At 30.6% G+C, this 16346-nt stretch carries 13 protein-coding genes and 4 pseudogenes; 11 read left to right on the forward strand and 6 right to left on the reverse strand.

Annotated elements, in window-relative coordinates; translation table 11 throughout:
• Nucleotides 1-44 precede the first annotated feature (44 nt).
• Nucleotides 45-902, forward strand: coding sequence for an ABC transporter substrate-binding protein (locus NSU06_RS00515; protein WP_131566222.1), 858 nt, complete (start codon nt 45-47; stop codon nt 900-902).
• Between the two features lie 76 nt (nt 903-978).
• Here the strand turns inward: NSU06_RS00515 and NSU06_RS00520 are convergent, their stop codons facing one another.
• Nucleotides 979-1974, reverse strand: a complete 996-nt coding sequence (locus NSU06_RS00520) for a YeiH family protein (protein WP_054105528.1) — start codon at nt 1972-1974, stop codon at nt 979-981.
• Nucleotides 1975-2087: 113 nt separating this feature from the next.
• On the opposite strand from NSU06_RS00520, the gene NSU06_RS00525 reads away from it, so the two are divergent.
• Entirely contained in the window at nt 2088-2909 is an 822-nt protein-coding gene (locus NSU06_RS00525; protein WP_049382211.1) for a LysR family transcriptional regulator, read from the forward strand.
• A gap of 70 nt (nt 2910-2979) precedes the next feature.
• On the opposite strand, the gene NSU06_RS00530 is transcribed toward NSU06_RS00525, so the two are convergent.
• Entirely contained in the window at nt 2980-3666 is a 687-nt protein-coding gene (locus NSU06_RS00530) for a type 1 glutamine amidotransferase domain-containing protein (RefSeq protein WP_049382212.1), read from the reverse strand.
• Nucleotides 3667-3969: 303 nt separating this feature from the next.
• Between NSU06_RS00530 and NSU06_RS00535 the strand changes: the two genes are divergently transcribed.
• The 7 genes and pseudogenes from NSU06_RS00535 to NSU06_RS00565 form a co-directional block, all read left to right on the forward strand.
• On the forward strand, nt 3970-4482 hold the full coding sequence (locus tag NSU06_RS00535) for a DUF308 domain-containing protein (RefSeq protein WP_049382213.1): 513 nt from the start codon (nt 3970-3972) through the stop codon (nt 4480-4482).
• Nucleotides 4483-4659: 177 nt separating this feature from the next.
• Entirely contained in the window at nt 4660-5856 is a 1197-nt protein-coding gene (locus NSU06_RS00540) for a 3M3SH-releasing C-S lyase (RefSeq protein WP_131566219.1), read from the forward strand.
• A 16-nt stretch (nt 5857-5872) separates the two neighbouring features.
• The gene (locus tag NSU06_RS00545; RefSeq protein ID WP_131566216.1) at nt 5873-6280 is read left to right on the forward strand and encodes a carboxymuconolactone decarboxylase family protein; all 408 of its coding nucleotides are present in this window, start codon (nt 5873-5875) and stop codon (nt 6278-6280) included.
• 195 nt (nt 6281-6475) lie between these two features.
• Nucleotides 6476-7324: an SAM hydrolase/SAM-dependent halogenase family protein gene (locus NSU06_RS00550; RefSeq protein WP_049419895.1), complete on the forward strand. Its 849-nt coding sequence runs from the start codon at nt 6476-6478 to the stop codon at nt 7322-7324.
• Nucleotides 7325-7340: 16 nt separating this feature from the next.
• Complete coding sequence (locus NSU06_RS00555) at nt 7341-7895, forward strand: ECF-type riboflavin transporter substrate-binding protein (protein ID WP_049419896.1); 555 nt, start codon at nt 7341-7343, stop codon at nt 7893-7895.
• 87 nt (nt 7896-7982) lie between these two features.
• Nucleotides 7983-9689 (forward strand): ABC transporter ATP-binding protein, encoded by a 1707-nt coding sequence (locus NSU06_RS00560; protein ID WP_131566213.1) that lies wholly within the window; start codon nt 7983-7985, stop codon nt 9687-9689.
• Nucleotides 9690-9691: 2 nt separating this feature from the next.
• Nucleotides 9692-10192: pseudogene (locus NSU06_RS00565) on the forward strand (energy-coupling factor transporter transmembrane component T family protein); the annotation flags it as partial.
• A gap of 33 nt (nt 10193-10225) precedes the next feature.
• On the opposite strand, the gene NSU06_RS00570 reads toward NSU06_RS00565, so the two are convergent.
• On the reverse strand, nt 10226-10900 hold the full coding sequence (locus NSU06_RS00570) for an IS6-like element IS257 family transposase (RefSeq protein WP_001105984.1): 675 nt from the start codon (nt 10898-10900) through the stop codon (nt 10226-10228).
• 54 nt (nt 10901-10954) lie between these two features.
• Here NSU06_RS00570 and NSU06_RS00575 point away from each other — a divergent pair.
• Nucleotides 10955-12868: pseudogene (locus NSU06_RS00575) on the forward strand (TrlF family AAA-like ATPase); the annotation flags it as partial.
• Between the two features lie 135 nt (nt 12869-13003).
• Here NSU06_RS00575 and NSU06_RS00580 read toward each other — a convergent pair.
• Nucleotides 13004-13096, reverse strand: a complete 93-nt coding sequence (locus NSU06_RS00580) for a type I toxin-antitoxin system Fst family toxin (protein WP_001791613.1) — start codon at nt 13094-13096, stop codon at nt 13004-13006.
• A 522-nt stretch (nt 13097-13618) separates the two neighbouring features.
• Here NSU06_RS00580 and NSU06_RS00585 point away from each other — a divergent pair.
• Nucleotides 13619-13768, forward strand: a pseudogene (locus tag NSU06_RS00585) (alcohol dehydrogenase); the annotation flags it as partial.
• Between the two features lie 82 nt (nt 13769-13850).
• Here NSU06_RS00585 and NSU06_RS00590 read toward each other — a convergent pair.
• A pseudogene (locus NSU06_RS00590) lies at nt 13851-13961 on the reverse strand (winged helix-turn-helix transcriptional regulator); the annotation flags it as partial.
• An 80-nt stretch (nt 13962-14041) separates the two neighbouring features.
• Nucleotides 14042-16300 (reverse strand): ATP-binding cassette domain-containing protein, encoded by a 2259-nt coding sequence (locus NSU06_RS00595; RefSeq protein WP_049382223.1) that lies wholly within the window; start codon nt 16298-16300, stop codon nt 14042-14044.
• Nucleotides 16301-16346: the final 46 nt, after the last annotated feature.

Here is a 16346-nt window from a genome sequence, read left to right on the forward strand (position 1 = left end):
TGTATGAAAAATGAAACGTCATCTCATTTGGAGGGATTTATATTATGGTTAAAGAATTTGAATCAAATGGTGTTAACGTAGAAATACCAGATGAATTAGAATCAGTTGTTGCGTTAGAATATTCTTTTGTAGAAGCATTAGCTAAATTAGAATTGAATGTCACAGGTATTGCTGATGACAAAGATAAAAATAACTTAGAAGATTCTATTAAACGATTAGTAGGTAACTACACATCTGTTGGTTCACGTTTAGAGCCTGATACAGAATTAATTAAAAAAGCAGAACCACAATTAATACTAGCAGATAAAACAAGACATGAATCAATATTTGAAAAATTAAATACGGCAGCACCAACAGTATTATTAGAAAGCTTTGATGCTAATTATGACCAAAGTATTGAAACATTTAAACAAATTGCAGAACTCGTATCTAAAGAAGATAAAGGCCGTGAACTTGTTGTTCAACACAATGAAAAAGTTGAAGACTTAAGCAAAGATATTAAACTTGATAAAGACTTATCAACTATTGCTGCTGTACCAACACATGATGGCTTATATGTTCATGCATCACATTCATATGTTGGACAATTCTTGCAAAAAGTTGGTTTTAATGGTTCTGTTCCTGAAGATATGGAGAACCATCTACCTGAATATATGGGTGCAGATTACTTAAAAGTAGATACAGACCGATTTGCAAGCTTCAATCCAGAACGTATATTGATTATGGTAGATGAAGATAACAAAGCAGATTATGAAAAATTAAAAGAATCAGAAGCGTGGTCAAATATTGAAGCAGTTAGAAATGATCGTGTACACGATGTAAACCGTGAACGTTGGGCAAAATATAGAGGATTAATCGCTTCAGAATTAATCTTAGAAGATTTAACAAACATTGAAGAATAATGATTAAAAAAGCGTGCATTTCAAAATGGTGAAATGCATGCTTTTTATTTTAAATATAAGCATATAACATGTTTACTTATTTAAATATTATAGAAGTAACTAAGAGAGTCACACCAGACAGACAAATTGAAGTTATACATATCACTATGAAAGGTTTAAGTGCCTTTGAAATAACTTCTTTTAAAACGATATTCAATCCTAGAGCAACCATCGCCATTAACATACATACCGTTGTAATAACATTTATAATATTCATAAGTAATGAAGGAATAGGAACAAATGTATTGATACAAGCCATTATGATAAATCCAATGAGAAAGTAAGGAATATCGATTTTTTGTTGTACTTGACTTGAGTGTGACTTATAACGCATATACAAAATTAAGACAATGCTTAATGGAATAAGTAAAAACACACGGCCTAATTTTCCAAGTAAAGCAAATGTCATTGCCTCTGGCCCGCCAATATCTGCTGCTAAGACGACATGAGCGATTTCATGTAGACTGATACCTGTCCAAGCGCCATAAGTTATAGTAGGTATGTTAAAAATAGACTCGATAGCTGTATAAATAAGTGCAAATATAGTTCCAACTAGTGCAATAATACCTACACTTATTGCAATGTCTTTTTCTTTAGATTTTAAGATTGGTGCTGTAGCTGCAATAGCTGCAGCTCCACATACTCCTGTACCAATACCAAGTAGTATAGAGATATCTTGATTTCCTTTAATAATTTGATTCAAAATTAAAGTTAAACTTATTGAAAAGATAATTACGATAATATCAATAAGTAGTAATTTCCAGCCTTTACCTAGAATATCTCCCATATTTAGTTTTAATCCATATAAGATAATCGCAAATTTTAATAAACGTTTCGACGCGAACGTAATACCTGGACGAATGTGTTCTGGATATCCCATCACTTGGCGATATAGCATCGCAAAAATAATAGCAATAGCTAATGCCCCAATCGTATGTAAAATAGGAAATTTAGCTAATATATAACTGATCATTGCGATCATAAATGTAAACATAATACCTTTCATAAATGAAGGCTGCGTGATTGATTTCATAGTACTTTCACCTCGATATGAAATCTTAGCACGTTATTGTTATAACGTTAAATAAATAATAAGTATAGTATATATATCAAAAATGTTATATTAGACTTAAAGGAGAATGATGTATGGATCCGTACAAGGTATTAATTGAAGTAATGAAAACAGAAAGTTTTACTAGAGCAGCAGAAAATTTATATACTTCGCAGCCTTCTGTGAGTCGTGATATTAAACGTTTAGAATTAAAATATAATATTAAAATATTTGAATTTAAATCTCCATATTTAAAACTAACTAGAGATGGCGAAAAGCTATTACAATACGCATTGCAGCGGGAAAGTATTGAACAAGAATTATGGCAAAACTTAACATCGGAATCTGAGATCATCTCAGGCACTTTAACAATTGGAAGCAGTTATACATATGGTGAATATTTATTATCAAAACAGCTTACCAGTCTTATGCAACAATACCCTAAGTTACATATTCATTTACGTGTTAATAATTCAGATTCTGTTATAAATGATATTAAACACAACAGAGTAGATATAGGTATTGTAGAAAAGGAAATTCAAGATAATGCAATAGAATGTAAGAAAATAATGGAAGACGAAATGGTGTATATTTACAAAAAATCGGTTCAACCTAGAATGGATATATGTTTCGTTAGAGAAAAAGGGTCTGGAACAAGGTTTTATCAGGAAGTAGGTCTTTCTGAGTTGAAATTAAATCCATATTTGATAGAAATTAATAATATTAAGATTATCAAACAAATGGTAGAGGATGGAAATGGGTTTGCGATTATTTCAAAATCAGCAATTCATCCCGAAGATTATGAAAAATTAATGATAACAACTTTAAATGTGAAACGTCACTATTACCTTGCTCAACATGTTGATAAATATATCGATAAAAATATTAGAGCTGTCATTGAAATGATTATGAAGTAGAGTAAATAAAAAAGCCGGATCTTTCTAAAGATTGAAAGGTCCAACTTTTTTATTAACACTGCGGGGTGTCTTATTTATTGTTTTTTAATTCTAAGAATTTTTCAGCTACAGCTTTACCAGATTGTGGATTTTGACCTGTAATCACATGACCGTCAATAACAGCGAATTGACTCCAGTTGTCACCTTTTTCGTAATGTGCACCACGATTTTTAAGTTCATCTTCTGTTAAATAAGGAACTTTATCTGCTAAGCCAACTGCTTCTTCTTCAGTATTAGAGAAACCAGTTACAGTTTTACCATTAATAATAGAATTACCTTCACTATCTGTAACATTTAATAGACCAATAGCACCATGACATACAGAAGAAACTGCACCGTTATTTTCATAAATTTTACGTGTTAATTCTTGTAAATCTTTATTATCTTTGAAGTCCCAAATTGTTCCGTGACCACCTGCGTAATAGATAATATCATAATCTTCAGCACGTACGACATCTGGTGTAAGTGTACTACCAAGACGTGTCATGAAGTCTTTATCTTGATAATATTTCCAATCTAATTCAGACATCATATCTTCTTGTAGACTTGCAGGATCAATAGCTGTATAGCCACCTTCTGGACTAATATAGTCGATATCATAACCATTTTTGTATAACACATCTGCAAAGTGAACGACTTCACCCAACCATAATCCAGTTGGACGATTCATATCAGGATATTTTGAAACACTTGTAACAACTACTAATGCTTTACTCATTGTATACCTCCTAAATTTTTTACGTAATTCATAATTACCCATTTTTAAGGAGGAATAACACATACTAGGTATAATTTTTATATTAAAATTATAAATTAATTTGATTGAAAATAATTTTACAAAAGTTGTTTGAAAAATCTTAATGGTGGTACATACTAGTATACAATTTACCAATTCTATGAATTCGTAAAAGTAGCCTCACTAATCAATCGATTAGTGAGGTTTTTTGTATTCCAATAATAGATAAATTATACTTGTAGTGATCTTTAAATATAATTTTAAATATAAAAAGGAGAGATAATAATGGCCCAAGATAGTGGAAAATTAAATTGGTCAAGTTTAATCATTGGTACGCTATTACTGATTATTGCTGTGGTTATATTTAGTAATCCAGTGCAAAACTTTTATACACTTACTTGGCTGATTGGCTTACTCATTATGGTAGGCGGTGTCATTCAACTTTTATTCCGTCGTACGGCAAAAAAACTCGTAGGAGTAAATACAAAATTAATTTTAATTAATGGTATTATCGATTTAATTTTTGGAATTCTTGTTGTATTTAATGTTGGAGCAAGTTCAGTATTCTTTGTATTTATGTTTGCGTTTTGGTTTATTTTCAGTTCGGTTATCGGTCTGTTTACCATATCACAACAACATCAATTACGCGGTTTATCAATTATCGTAAATATCCTAGGTATTATTTTAGGGATAATCTTATTATTTAACCCAATGATGGGTATGATTTTTGTGTCAACATTAATCGCACTTACATTCGCAATCCTAGGTGTGACATACGTGATTGATGGCCTAGCATAATATATGTATTCAAACATATTAAATTTTAAACTCTTCACTACTGTATTAGTGAAGAGTTTTTCGTTTAAAAAGCGTGTCTACTGCGTTGAATGAAAAGTAAAGTTAATATACAGAATATAGCGTAAGTATTAGAATGATAATTGATAAAACACATGAACATGTTTAGGAGGAAATCTTGTGAATTACAATTTTGATGAAATCATTGATCGTCGCTATACAAATGCAATGAATGTGGAAGGCTATAAAGGTTATCTTTTTGGTAATACAGATACGTCAGATTTAAAAGATAATGATGAACTGATTCGTATGTGGGTAGCAGATATGGACTTTAGTACACCAGAAGTCGTATTAAATGCGATTCGTGAACGTTTAAATAAGAAAATTTTAGGCTACACAAACGTCTTCGGTTCTGAATATTATGAAGCTTTTGTTTCTTGGACAAAGAAACGTTATGGTTTCACTTTTCCTCAAGAGCATCTTGTATTCTCTCATGGTATTGTGGCTGGGTTAATTGAACTTGTAGGTTATATTTGTGATAAGGATGATAAAGCATTAATTTTTACGCCGAGTTATGGCCCATTTAAAATGGCATGTGATAAAAATCATATTTCAACAGTATACTCTCCACTAATCAATCATCATGGATATTATGAGATTGATTTTGACGATGTACGTAAAAAAATAGAGACAGAAAATATTAAATTATGCATTTTTGCGAATCCACATAATCCAACGGGACGTGTCTGGTCAGAAAAAGAGTTAGCCACATTGGGTCAAATTATGAAAGACAATGATGTATGGCTCATTTCAGATGAAATCCATTGTGATATCAAACGTTCAGGTCAATCACATATGCCATTTGCCAAAGCTGTCCCAGATTACGACAAAATCATCACTACTATGTCTCAAAGTAAAGCCTTCAACATTGCAGGTTTGATGTTTTCAAATATCATTATTCAAAATGAATCACTTCTAAAAATTTGGAACACCCATCACTTTGGTACAGAAAATCCTCTAAGTGTGGTTGCCACGCAAGCTGCTTATGAAAAAGGCGAAAATTGGTTACAAGCAATGAATCATTATTTAGACGATAACTTTAACTATTTAGCAGATTTCCTAAAAAAAGAACTACCGCATGCAGAATTTAAAATTCCAGAGGCGACGTATTTAGCTTGGGTAGATTTAAGCTATTATATTAAAGAAAAAGATATTGATGAATCAATGGCAAAATTCTTTATTAAAAACGCTGGCGTCATTATTGAAGGCGCAGAGCAATTTGTTCATAACGCAGAGGGTCATATTAGAATTAATATTGCAGTTCCTAGAGAAGTAATGAAAAAAGGACTACAAAAAATAAAAGCGGCTTTAGTCTAAATAGAGGAGAAATATCATGGCTATTATTGAACCCTCACACATAGGTCATACACCATTTCAACAATTATTAGGTCATCATGAGGACATTATGAAGACGTGGACCGCATTGAGTGACACACTAGAAAATACTAGTGCTTTAAACGCAGAACTCAAAGAAGAGATACGCCGTATACTAGCGCAGAAAAATGGATGCCAATATTGTAAAGCAAAAGGCAAGCCTACCGGGAGTCTAACAGATGAAAAATCAGCAATATGCATTGGATTTACAGAAGTCTATATCAAGCTGGGAGATCAAATACCTACAACGTACACAGAAATCTTAAAGTCTCATTTATCAGATAAAGAAATTGTCGAACTTATTACGTTCATCACATTTACAAATGCCCAACAACAATTTGGTGCGATTATGAAATTGCAACCTTAAATAAAAGGACTCTAGCTTAGGTTAGAGTCCTTTTATAGTTTTAATTTAAAATAATATATAAAGTGAATACGAATTCATATTATTTTTATCGAAATTATATTGACTTTCATTATTTATAAAAGTAATATTTTAATATAATTCTGAAAATTCGGACATAAAATAAGGGAGAAATAAATAGCATTTGGGAGGTTATGTATGGGAAACCATTTAGTTTTACAATCAGATTTTGGTTTGGGGGATGGAGCAGTTAGTGCAATGTATGGAGTAGCATACACTGTGAGTGAAGATATAGAAATTAATAATTTGACTCATGATATTCCACCTTATGATATCTGGGTAGCTTCATACCGTTTATATCAAACAGTAAAATATTGGCCAAAAGACACAGTATTTGTTTCTGTAGTTGATCCTGGCGTTGGAAGCGATCGTCGTAGTATTGCTTGTCTTACTAAATCAGGACATTATATTATTACACCAGATAATGGCTCATTAAGTCATATTAATTATTATGAGGGCATTGAAAAGGTTATTGCAATCGATGAAGTAGTCAGTCGACTTCCTCATTCAGAGGAAAGTCATACATTCCATGGAAGAGATGTTTACGCCTATAATGGAGCAAGATTAGCTTCTAAACAAGTAGAATTTGAAGATTTAGGGCAATCAATTAGTTTAAATTCAATTGAAAAATTAGACATTACTGAAGCTATCGAAAGTGAATCTGAACTTTCTGGAAGTATCGATGTACTAGACATTCGTTTTGGATCGCTATGGACTAATATACCGCTCTCTTATTTAAAAAACGCAAATATTTCACATGGTGATGAATTAATTGTAAAAATCTACCATAAAGAAAAAAGAGTATATCAAAATATAATTAAATTTGTTCGTTCATTTGCTGATGTAAATGTAGGAGAACCATTAGTTTATGTCAATTCATTAGTTAATATTGGGGTTGCAGTCAACCAAGATTCTTTTTCAGATTTATACCACATTGGTACAGGTAATGATTGGACAATTAAATTATCAAAAGCACCAAAATTTTAAAGGAGGAAAATGTTTTATGAAAAATGAAGGTATTTCAGTTAAAACCATTGTCGCTATAGGTATTGGCGCAGCTGTATTTGTAATTTTGGGTAGATTTATCGTAATACCAACTGGATTTCCAGATACGAATATTGAAACAACTTATCCATTTTTAGCATTATTATCTGTAGTATTCGGACCAATCACAGGATTACTTACTGGACTAATTGGTCATGCAATTAAAGATTTTACAATGTATGGAAGTGCATGGTGGAGTTGGGTAGTATGTTCTGGTCTTATTGGTTTTTATTATGGATGGATTGGTAAAAAAATTAATTTATCTTCAGGCCAATTTTCATTTAAAAATATTGTTTTCTTTAATGTGGCACAAGTTATTGGAAATATTGTATGTTGGGCAATTATTGCACCAATTTTAGATATTTTAATTTATAGTGAACCTGCTAATAAAGTATTTACACAAGGTATTTTGTCAGCGACACTTGATATTATTGCAGTAGGAATTATTGGGACTATCCTTCTAAAAGCTTATGCAGCTACTCAAATTAAAAAAGGTAGCCTTAAAAAAGATTAATTTGAAAATTTATCGAGAAAACATATTGAAATGTTTTCTCGATTTTCTCTATAATCAGTAAATACTAGATAAGGAGAATTTATGTATATGGCCGAACCGATTATTTCATTTAAAAATGTAAATTTTAAGTATCATAGTCAGGCAGAACCTACACTTCACAGTATAAACATTAATATTTATCCTGGAGAAAAAGTATTGGTAGTTGGCGCATCAGGTAGTGGTAAATCAACATTTATCAATTGTATTAATGGTTTAATTCCAAATAAATATGAAGGTGAATTAACTGGAAAAATAGAGATTAAAAGTAAAAATACTAATGATTACACATTTCATGAACGTTCGAATGTCGTAGGAACAGTACTACAAGATACAGATGGACAATTTGTAGGGCTGACAGCAGCTGAAGATATGGCGTTTATTCTTGAAAATAATAATATTTCAAACAGAGAAATGAAAGATAGCGTAAACCATTGGGCGAAAATCGTGGGTATTCAGCAACATTTATCTAAAAGGCCTCAAGATTTATCTGGAGGTCAAAAACAACGAGTTTCTTTAGGAGGTATATTAATTCATCAAACGCCCATTTTATTATTTGATGAACCATTAGCGAATCTTGATCCCAAGACTGGTCAAGAAACGATACATTTATTAGAAGAAATACATCACAAAACAAATTCTACTATTTTGATGGTTGAACATCGTTTAGAAGAAGCTTTAAATCAAACATTTGATCGAGTCATCTTATTTAATGAAGGTAAGATTATAGCTGATACTACGCCAGATCATTTGCTTAAAACTAATCAACTATTAGAAGCAGGTATTCGTGAACCTTTATATGTTACTGTTATGAAATATGCTAATGTACCATTGAAGAATTTAGATAATATTTCGAATAAAGAAAAAATATTAGAGTTTAAAACTGTTCAAAATTCGATACTGTCATGGTTTAACCATATAAAAATTAAAGAAATAGAAAATAGTAATAATGAAACATTACTAAGTTTGTCTAACATTACATATCAATATAATAAACGAGGCGTCAAAGTATTAAATAATGTTAATTTAGATATTAATAATAAAGAAATGATAAGTATTGTAGGTCATAATGGAGCCGGAAAATCTACACTTGCTAAAGCTATATGTGGATTTTTAAAAACTAAAGGTAAGATGTATTGGGAAGACAAACGGTTTGATAAATTGTCTATTAGCGAACGGTCTAGTTATGTAGGTTATGTTATGCAAAATCCAAATCATATGATATGCGAAAAAATGATTTATGATGAAGTTGCATTAGGATTAAGGCTTCGAAATATTGATGAAGAGAAAATTAAAGAAAAGGTTCATAGTGTTTTAAAAATATGTGGTTTGTATTCATTTAGAAATTGGCCAATTGCGGCACTGAGTTATGGACAGAAAAAACGTGTAACCATTGCATCAATACTTGTATTAGATCCTAAAGTTATAATTTTGGACGAGCCCACTGCAGGGCAAGATTTCTATCATTATACTGAAATGATGGAATTTCTTAGTAAATTAAACCAGCAAGGTAAAACAATTATAATGATTACACATGATATGCACTTATTAGTAGAATACACAGAACGTACAATCGTAGTATCTGAAGGACAAATTATAGCAGATTCAACTCCAATTGACGTTTTGTTAAATAACGAATTGTGCATGCAAGCTTCGCTACATACGACATCTTTATATGATGTAGCAAGAAAGTTAGATATCCAAAAACCTCAAGAATTTGTAAAAAAATTCATAGAATATGATAAAGAGGTGAGATAAATATGTCTGATTTAAATACATTAGGATATCATCCGGGTACAAGTTCTATTCATCATTTAAATGCAACAGCTAAATTAGTATTCTTTTTATTAGTTTCTGTTTCAGCAATGATTACATATGATACAAGATACTTGATTGTAGTAGCTATCATATCCATTTTATTATTTAAAGTGTCTCACCTTAAATGGTACCAAGTAAGTTTCGTGGTGAAATTTATATTTTTCTTTACTATCTTGAATTTATTTGCAGTGTATCTATTTGATCCTGAATATGGAGTTCGTTTATATGATAAAAGAGATATTATTTGGAATGGAGTAGGACGATTTACGATTACATCTCAAGAATTATTTTATTTATCTAATTTACTATTAAAATATATTTGTACTATTCCTTTAGCTCTAGTATTCTTACTTACTACAAATCCAAGTCATTTTGCGGCTAGTCTGAATAAAATAGGAGTTAATTATAAAATTAGTGGTTCTGTTGCAAAGTTAGAAAAATATAGCTAACTACCATTTTATCATGTCGTTGTTCCCTTAACTGGCTAACATATCCCTAATTTCGTGGCATGGCGAAAATCCGTAGATCTGAAGAGATCTGCGGTTCTTTTTATATAGAGCGTAAATACATTCAATACCTTTTAAAGTATTCTTTGCCGTATTGATACTTTGATATCTTGTCTTTCTTACTTTAATATGACGGTGATCTTGCTCAATGAGGTTATTCAGATATTTCGATGTACAATGACAGTCAGGTTTAAGTTTAAAAGCTTTAATTACTTTAGCTATTGCTACTTTCGTTGAAGGTGCCTGATCTGTAATTACCTTTTGAGGTTTACCAAATTGTTTAATGAGACGTTTGATAAACGCATATGCTGAATGATTATCTCGTTGCTTACGCAACCAAATATCTAATGTATGTCCCTCTGCATCAATGGCACGATATAAATAGCTCCATTTTCCTTTTATTTTGATGTACGTCTCATCAATACGCCATTTGTAATAAGCTTTTTTATGCTTTTTCTTCCAAATTTGATACAAAATTGGGGCATATTCTTGAACCCAACGGTAGACTGTTGAATGATGAACGTTTACACCACGTTCCCTTAATATTTCAGATATATCACGATAACTCAATGCATATCTTAGATAGTAGCCAACGGCTACAGTGATAACATCTTTGTTAAATTGTTTATATCTGAAATAGTTCATACAGAAGACTCCTTTTTGTTAAAATTATACTATAAATTCAACTTTGCAACAGAACCTCCTAAAGCTAGGGTTAAATTAAATTCTGACATTAACAATAAATACCCACATTCTTCTATTAATGAAATAAAAATTTCTATGGGGTACTTAGATAACCTCTCGTTAGATTTATCCCCGAATCTTAATACAATTATTGGTGGTAGAGGGGCTGGAAAATCAACATTTATTGAATTAATTCGATATGCATTAGACATAAATCCTATGAGTCAAAATGCAAACACATCTTTTGAAAACATCTGTAAATCTAATTTAGGAATCGGTGGAAAAGTAGAATTAGTTGTAACATCTCATGCACAATACGGTAAACAATTTAAGATAATAAAAAGATATAATGAAGACCCTATAATTAAAGATATAAACAATAATGTGTCTAGTTATACAGTTAAAGACATTCTTCCTAATATAGAGGTTTACAGTCAAAATGAAATTATCGATTTAACTACAGATGAAAATGCAAAATTAAAAATTTTAAATCGTTTTTTAAACAAAAATGATAATAATGACGAAAAAAAAGAAGAAATAAAAAGCAACTTACAATCAAATACAGAATCTTTAATTAAAACTAAAGAGAAACTTGAAAATTTACAAGAGAAAATCAATGAATTGCCTAAATTAAAAGAAAAGTTAAAACATTTCAATGAACTGGGTATTGGAAAGAAATTAGAGGTACAAGGTAAAGTATCTAAAGAAGAGCAATACATAAAAACCACTAAAAAAATTATTGAAGATAATGATATTTCTATAACAAACGTCATTCTACCTTTTAAAGAAAATTACAATCGAGAAATTAAACATATTGATATCTTTGATAATATTCAACGTATTATAAACAATCATAATGAAAAACTAAAAGAAATACAGTCTACTTTTACTGAATTAAAAAATACTACCAAAAACGAAATAAACAAAGTTTATAATGATTGGCATGAAAAGAAAAAGCATGTTGAGAAGGAAATAAATGAAGCTATTAAATCCTTAGATGATATAGAAGGGAAAACCAAAGGAGAAATAGCAGACGAATATACTGAGACTCAAAAACAAATAACTTCTATCGAACCATTAGAAACACAACTTTCTCAAGTCAACATAGAGATTGAAAAACTGAAAAAAGAAAGAATGCAACTTAAAGAAGATTTAAAAGAAATATTCGATGAACAATTGAAAAATCTTAACAAATGCGTCAAAAAAATAAACAATAACTATTTAAAAGGACAAGTAAACATCAAAATTCAACCATATGCAAATGTTAATAATTTAATAGAATTTCTCAAAGAGGAGAACGGATTAGGATATTCATCATTGGAATGGATAAAAAATCATCAAAGTTTTAATTTGCCTAAATTTATTAACTTAATTAAGGATAGAGACAGCGAAGCTATATACGATGAGTATAAGGATAGTGGCTTGAAAAAAAATAAAGCAGATATCCTTTCAAATATGGACTATAAAAGAATTTTACATTTGGAATCAATCGAGCTAGAAAATATTATAGATATACAATTAAATGTTGGAAGTGATGAAAATATAGAATTCCGATCCCTGAATAAATTATCCAAAGGACAACAGTGTACTGCTATTTTAAATCTGTTAACGTTAAGTAATGATGACCCTCTTTTAGTGGATCAACCAGAAGATAATTTAGATAATTCTTTTATAACAAACAATTTAGTTGAAAATACCCGAAAATTAAAAATTAATAGACAATTTATCTTTGCTACACACAACGCTAATATACCTGTATTTGGTGACGCAGAATTAATTGTGACAATGGAAAATGAAAACGGACAAGGAATTATAAATAATGAAAGTTTAGGATCCATAGATAATAATTTAGTAAGAAATTCTGTCATTCAAATTTTAGAAGGTGGAGACATTGCTTTTAAGATGAGAAAAAATAAATATGGACTATAGTAGGTCTTTGCATTCCTCTACTTACCAGTGTTATAATTTAGATAACGAAAATGATTAACAATTAATGCACCAATCCCCACACTACTGCAATAGTGTGGGGATTTTTTCGATGCTGGCTTATAAGTCGCCTATTAATTATTTGTTGCGTTTACTAAGCCAATAAGTATAATACGCAACAGCACAGCCACTGATGACTGGTGCTATGATGTGAACGAAAATGATTAGCAAAGTAATGCACCTCCTCTCTTCGTCAATTGACGCCTGAGAGATAGGCGACTCTATTATTATACCATCTGTGAATATACAAGCATATCTACTTCCGATAAGTTAAATTATGTATTATTTTCTGTTTTTCTCTTTCCTTGTATTTTTTCAAATTCTTCTATATGGTTCAAAATCATTGTTGGAGTAATATTAATATATATACTTTCAAACTTTATTTTGGGGTAAATAATAGAAAAATTATTTACATTGATATTCTGAGATAGTGAGGCGTATAAGAAAATAAATTTGATGGTGAATGAATGGGGAATATCCTCCTTTTGTTATAGATACTATTTTCAAAAAAAGATGATTATATTCAATAAATTCACATGATTTATATGTAAATTATGTATATTTAACACAAAATAATAATTACTTAATTTACTCGTTTGAGTTTGTATTTTAATAACAGGCGCATATTTGCTAAAAGAGGATGATTGTATGAAATCAGTTACTTATCAAGGATATAAAAATATGGAAGTATGTGAAGTAAATAATCCAACAGAAATTATCACTCATACTATGCCGTTAGAAGATGTAAAAGAAGTTTATGACATCTTTGATCAAAAAAAAGATAATACTATTAAAGTTATTTTAAAACCACAATACTATATAGATAAAGACGCCTTACTTTGAATAACTCGTTCAAAGTTGAGGCGTCTTTTACCTATATATTTAAATTTTAACATTTTTCTATTTAGAAATTTCTTCCAGAAATTCATCCCCCCCAATCACAAATTGCATAAACTACTTTATCGAGTGTTTTTCCTATGTTTGTTAACTTATACTCAACTTTTGGTGGAACTACTGGATAGACAATTCTTTCAATATTTCTATATTGAAAGAATCTATGATAAGAAAAGAGTTGAATGAATATAATAAATATAAACTCATCCAACTCTTCTATTTCTACTGATTGATATAGCGTTTCAAGTGTTTAGATGTCAATGTTTCTGAACTATCAATAAAGTTTTTAGGTGTTCCACTAAATTGGACCTTTCCGCCATCCAACCCAGGGCCTGGACCGACATCGATGATCCAATCTGCTTCACACATAATCGATAAATTATGTTCAATCAAAATAACTGTATTGTTTTGATCAATTAAATCATCAAAACACTCCATCAATATAGGGATATCCGATTCATGTAGGCCTGTGGTTGGTTCGTCAAAAATAAAAATACTATTTTTTATCTCTTCATCTAAATGTTGTGCTAGTTTCACGCGTTGAATCTCTCCACCAGACAAAGTGGATAAAGGTTGTCCAAGTGACATATAATTCAAACCTGTTTTACTTACAGATTGTAATTTTGACTTAATATCATTCTTTTTATCAAAGAAAATAATACCTTCGTCAACCGTCAAATCGAGAACATCGGCGATTGAATACCCATCTATGGTAGCATCTAATACTTCTTGTTTATAACGTTTACCATGACAAACTTCACATGTCTGTGAAAAATCACCCATAAAAGCAAGTTCCGTTTTAATGTAGCCCTTTCCACCACAATTTGGACAGGCACCTTTTGAGTTATAACTAAACATAGCTTTATTTAAGCCTGTTTCTTTACTGAAAAAGCTTCTTACGCTATCAAAAACACCTAAATACGTTAACAGATTAGATCTATTAGATCCTTGAACTGCTTTTTGATCAATAAAGATGGTATGGTCATTATTTTCAAAACCTGCTTTAACAAGGGTACTCTTACCTGAACCAGCAACGCCTGTTAAGACTGTTAATACGTGTTTAGGTATAGACGTTTTTACGTTATTTAAATTGTTTTGTGTCACAGGACCGATATTATAAAAATGGTTCGCTTCACGAATATTCTCTTTTAAATTATGTTTGTGACGTAATGCGTTACCTGTCGAAGTATTTGAAGAGAGTAATTCATTATATGTTCCTTCAAATGTGATTTCACCACCATTTTTTCCTGAACCTGGTCCCATATCTATGATATAGTCCCCTTCTTTAATAACATCGGGATCATGTTCAACAATTAACACAGTATTGCCTTTGTCTTTTAAAGATTTTAAAATTTCATTGATTTTAGCTATATCTTCCGGATGCAAACCAACACTTGGTTCATCTATAATGTAAACTAAATCCGATAAAGAACTATTTAAATGACGTATTAATTTAAGACGTTGCGCTTCACCGCCTGATAATGTCGTTGTGACACGGTTAAGCGTTAAATAACTTAATCCAATATATTTTAGTGCTTCTAACTGCTTTTTGAGAGGATCAATAATATATTTAGCTGTTGGATCCTCTAATTTATTAAGAAACTCTAAATTTTCCTTAATTGTCATTTGTGTGAAATCAGAAATATTTTTACTCATAATTTTAGAACTTAATATTTTCGAGTTTAAACGTTGACCTTTACATGTAGGACATATTTTATTATTTACTACATTTTTAAGATGTTTGGCATAGCGTTTTTTATTAAATTCTTTATCGCCTAAAAATATTCTACTGAATCTAGGTATTAGCCCTACATATTTAGCTGACTTTCTCCATTCTTTAGGAGGATTTTTTAACGTCATTGGCTCTTGATATAAAAATAATTCTAATTCATCTTTTGTATAGTCTTTCAATTTTTTATTATTATCAAATAAACCACTATCTCGATAGGCTTTACCACGCTCTTTATCTGGTCCAAAAGAAGGAAAGTCTATGGCACCTTCATTTAAAGACTTATCCCAATCTAGCAATTCATCTAAGTTAATGTCTTCAATATATCCTAATCCTTCACAAGTTTTACACATGCCCTTAGGACTATTGAAGGAATATGCATCTGAATAGCCAACAAACGGTTCGCCTATTCTAGACCACAGTAATCTAACGGAGGCATATATATCCGAAACTGTTCCTACCGTAGAGCGAGAATTCCCATTGAATCTTTTCTGATTAATTGTCATTGCTACAGGAAGATTTTTAATTTTTTTCACTTTCGGTCTAGGTTGTTGATTTAAATGAAATTGGATATAACTGGAATAACTTTCATTTAGTAGCTGTTCAGATTCCGCAGCAATAGTATTAAACACTAAAGATGATTTCCCTGAACCAGAACGTCCTGTAAATACGGTTACTAAGTGTTTTGGGATATTTACATCTATGTTTTTCAAGTTATTTTGTGAAGCACCTGTAATATTAATAAAATCCATTAAGTATCCTCCCTTTATAATCCTTATAACATTGATTATTGCATAT

Source organism: Staphylococcus sp. FSL W8-1270 (assembly GCF_038007165.1).
Taxonomy (GTDB): Bacteria; Bacillota; Bacilli; order Staphylococcales; family Staphylococcaceae; genus Staphylococcus; species Staphylococcus hominis.

Excerpts from the sequence above, each read along its gene's own strand:
- NSU06_RS00515 (WP_131566222.1), top strand. The coding sequence starts at position 45 with ATGGTTAAAGAATTTGAATCAAATGGTGTTAACGTAGAAATACCAGAT.
- NSU06_RS00520 (WP_054105528.1), bottom strand. The coding sequence starts at position 1,974 with ATGAAATCAATCACGCAGCCTTCATTTATGAAAGGTATTATGTTTACA.
- NSU06_RS00525 (WP_049382211.1), top strand. The coding sequence starts at position 2,088 with ATGGATCCGTACAAGGTATTAATTGAAGTAATGAAAACAGAAAGTTTT.
- NSU06_RS00530 (WP_049382212.1), bottom strand. The coding sequence starts at position 3,666 with ATGAGTAAAGCATTAGTAGTTGTTACAAGTGTTTCAAAATATCCTGAT.
- NSU06_RS00535 (WP_049382213.1), top strand. The coding sequence starts at position 3,970 with ATGGCCCAAGATAGTGGAAAATTAAATTGGTCAAGTTTAATCATTGGT.
- NSU06_RS00545 (WP_131566216.1), top strand. The coding sequence starts at position 5,873 with ATGGCTATTATTGAACCCTCACACATAGGTCATACACCATTTCAACAA.
- NSU06_RS00550 (WP_049419895.1), top strand. The coding sequence starts at position 6,476 with ATGGGAAACCATTTAGTTTTACAATCAGATTTTGGTTTGGGGGATGGA.
- NSU06_RS00555 (WP_049419896.1), top strand. The coding sequence starts at position 7,341 with ATGAAAAATGAAGGTATTTCAGTTAAAACCATTGTCGCTATAGGTATT.
- NSU06_RS00560 (WP_131566213.1), top strand. The coding sequence starts at position 7,983 with ATGGCCGAACCGATTATTTCATTTAAAAATGTAAATTTTAAGTATCAT.
- NSU06_RS00570 (WP_001105984.1), bottom strand. The coding sequence starts at position 10,900 with ATGAACTATTTCAGATATAAACAATTTAACAAAGATGTTATCACTGTA.
- NSU06_RS00595 (WP_049382223.1), bottom strand. The coding sequence starts at position 16,300 with ATGGATTTTATTAATATTACAGGTGCTTCACAAAATAACTTGAAAAAC.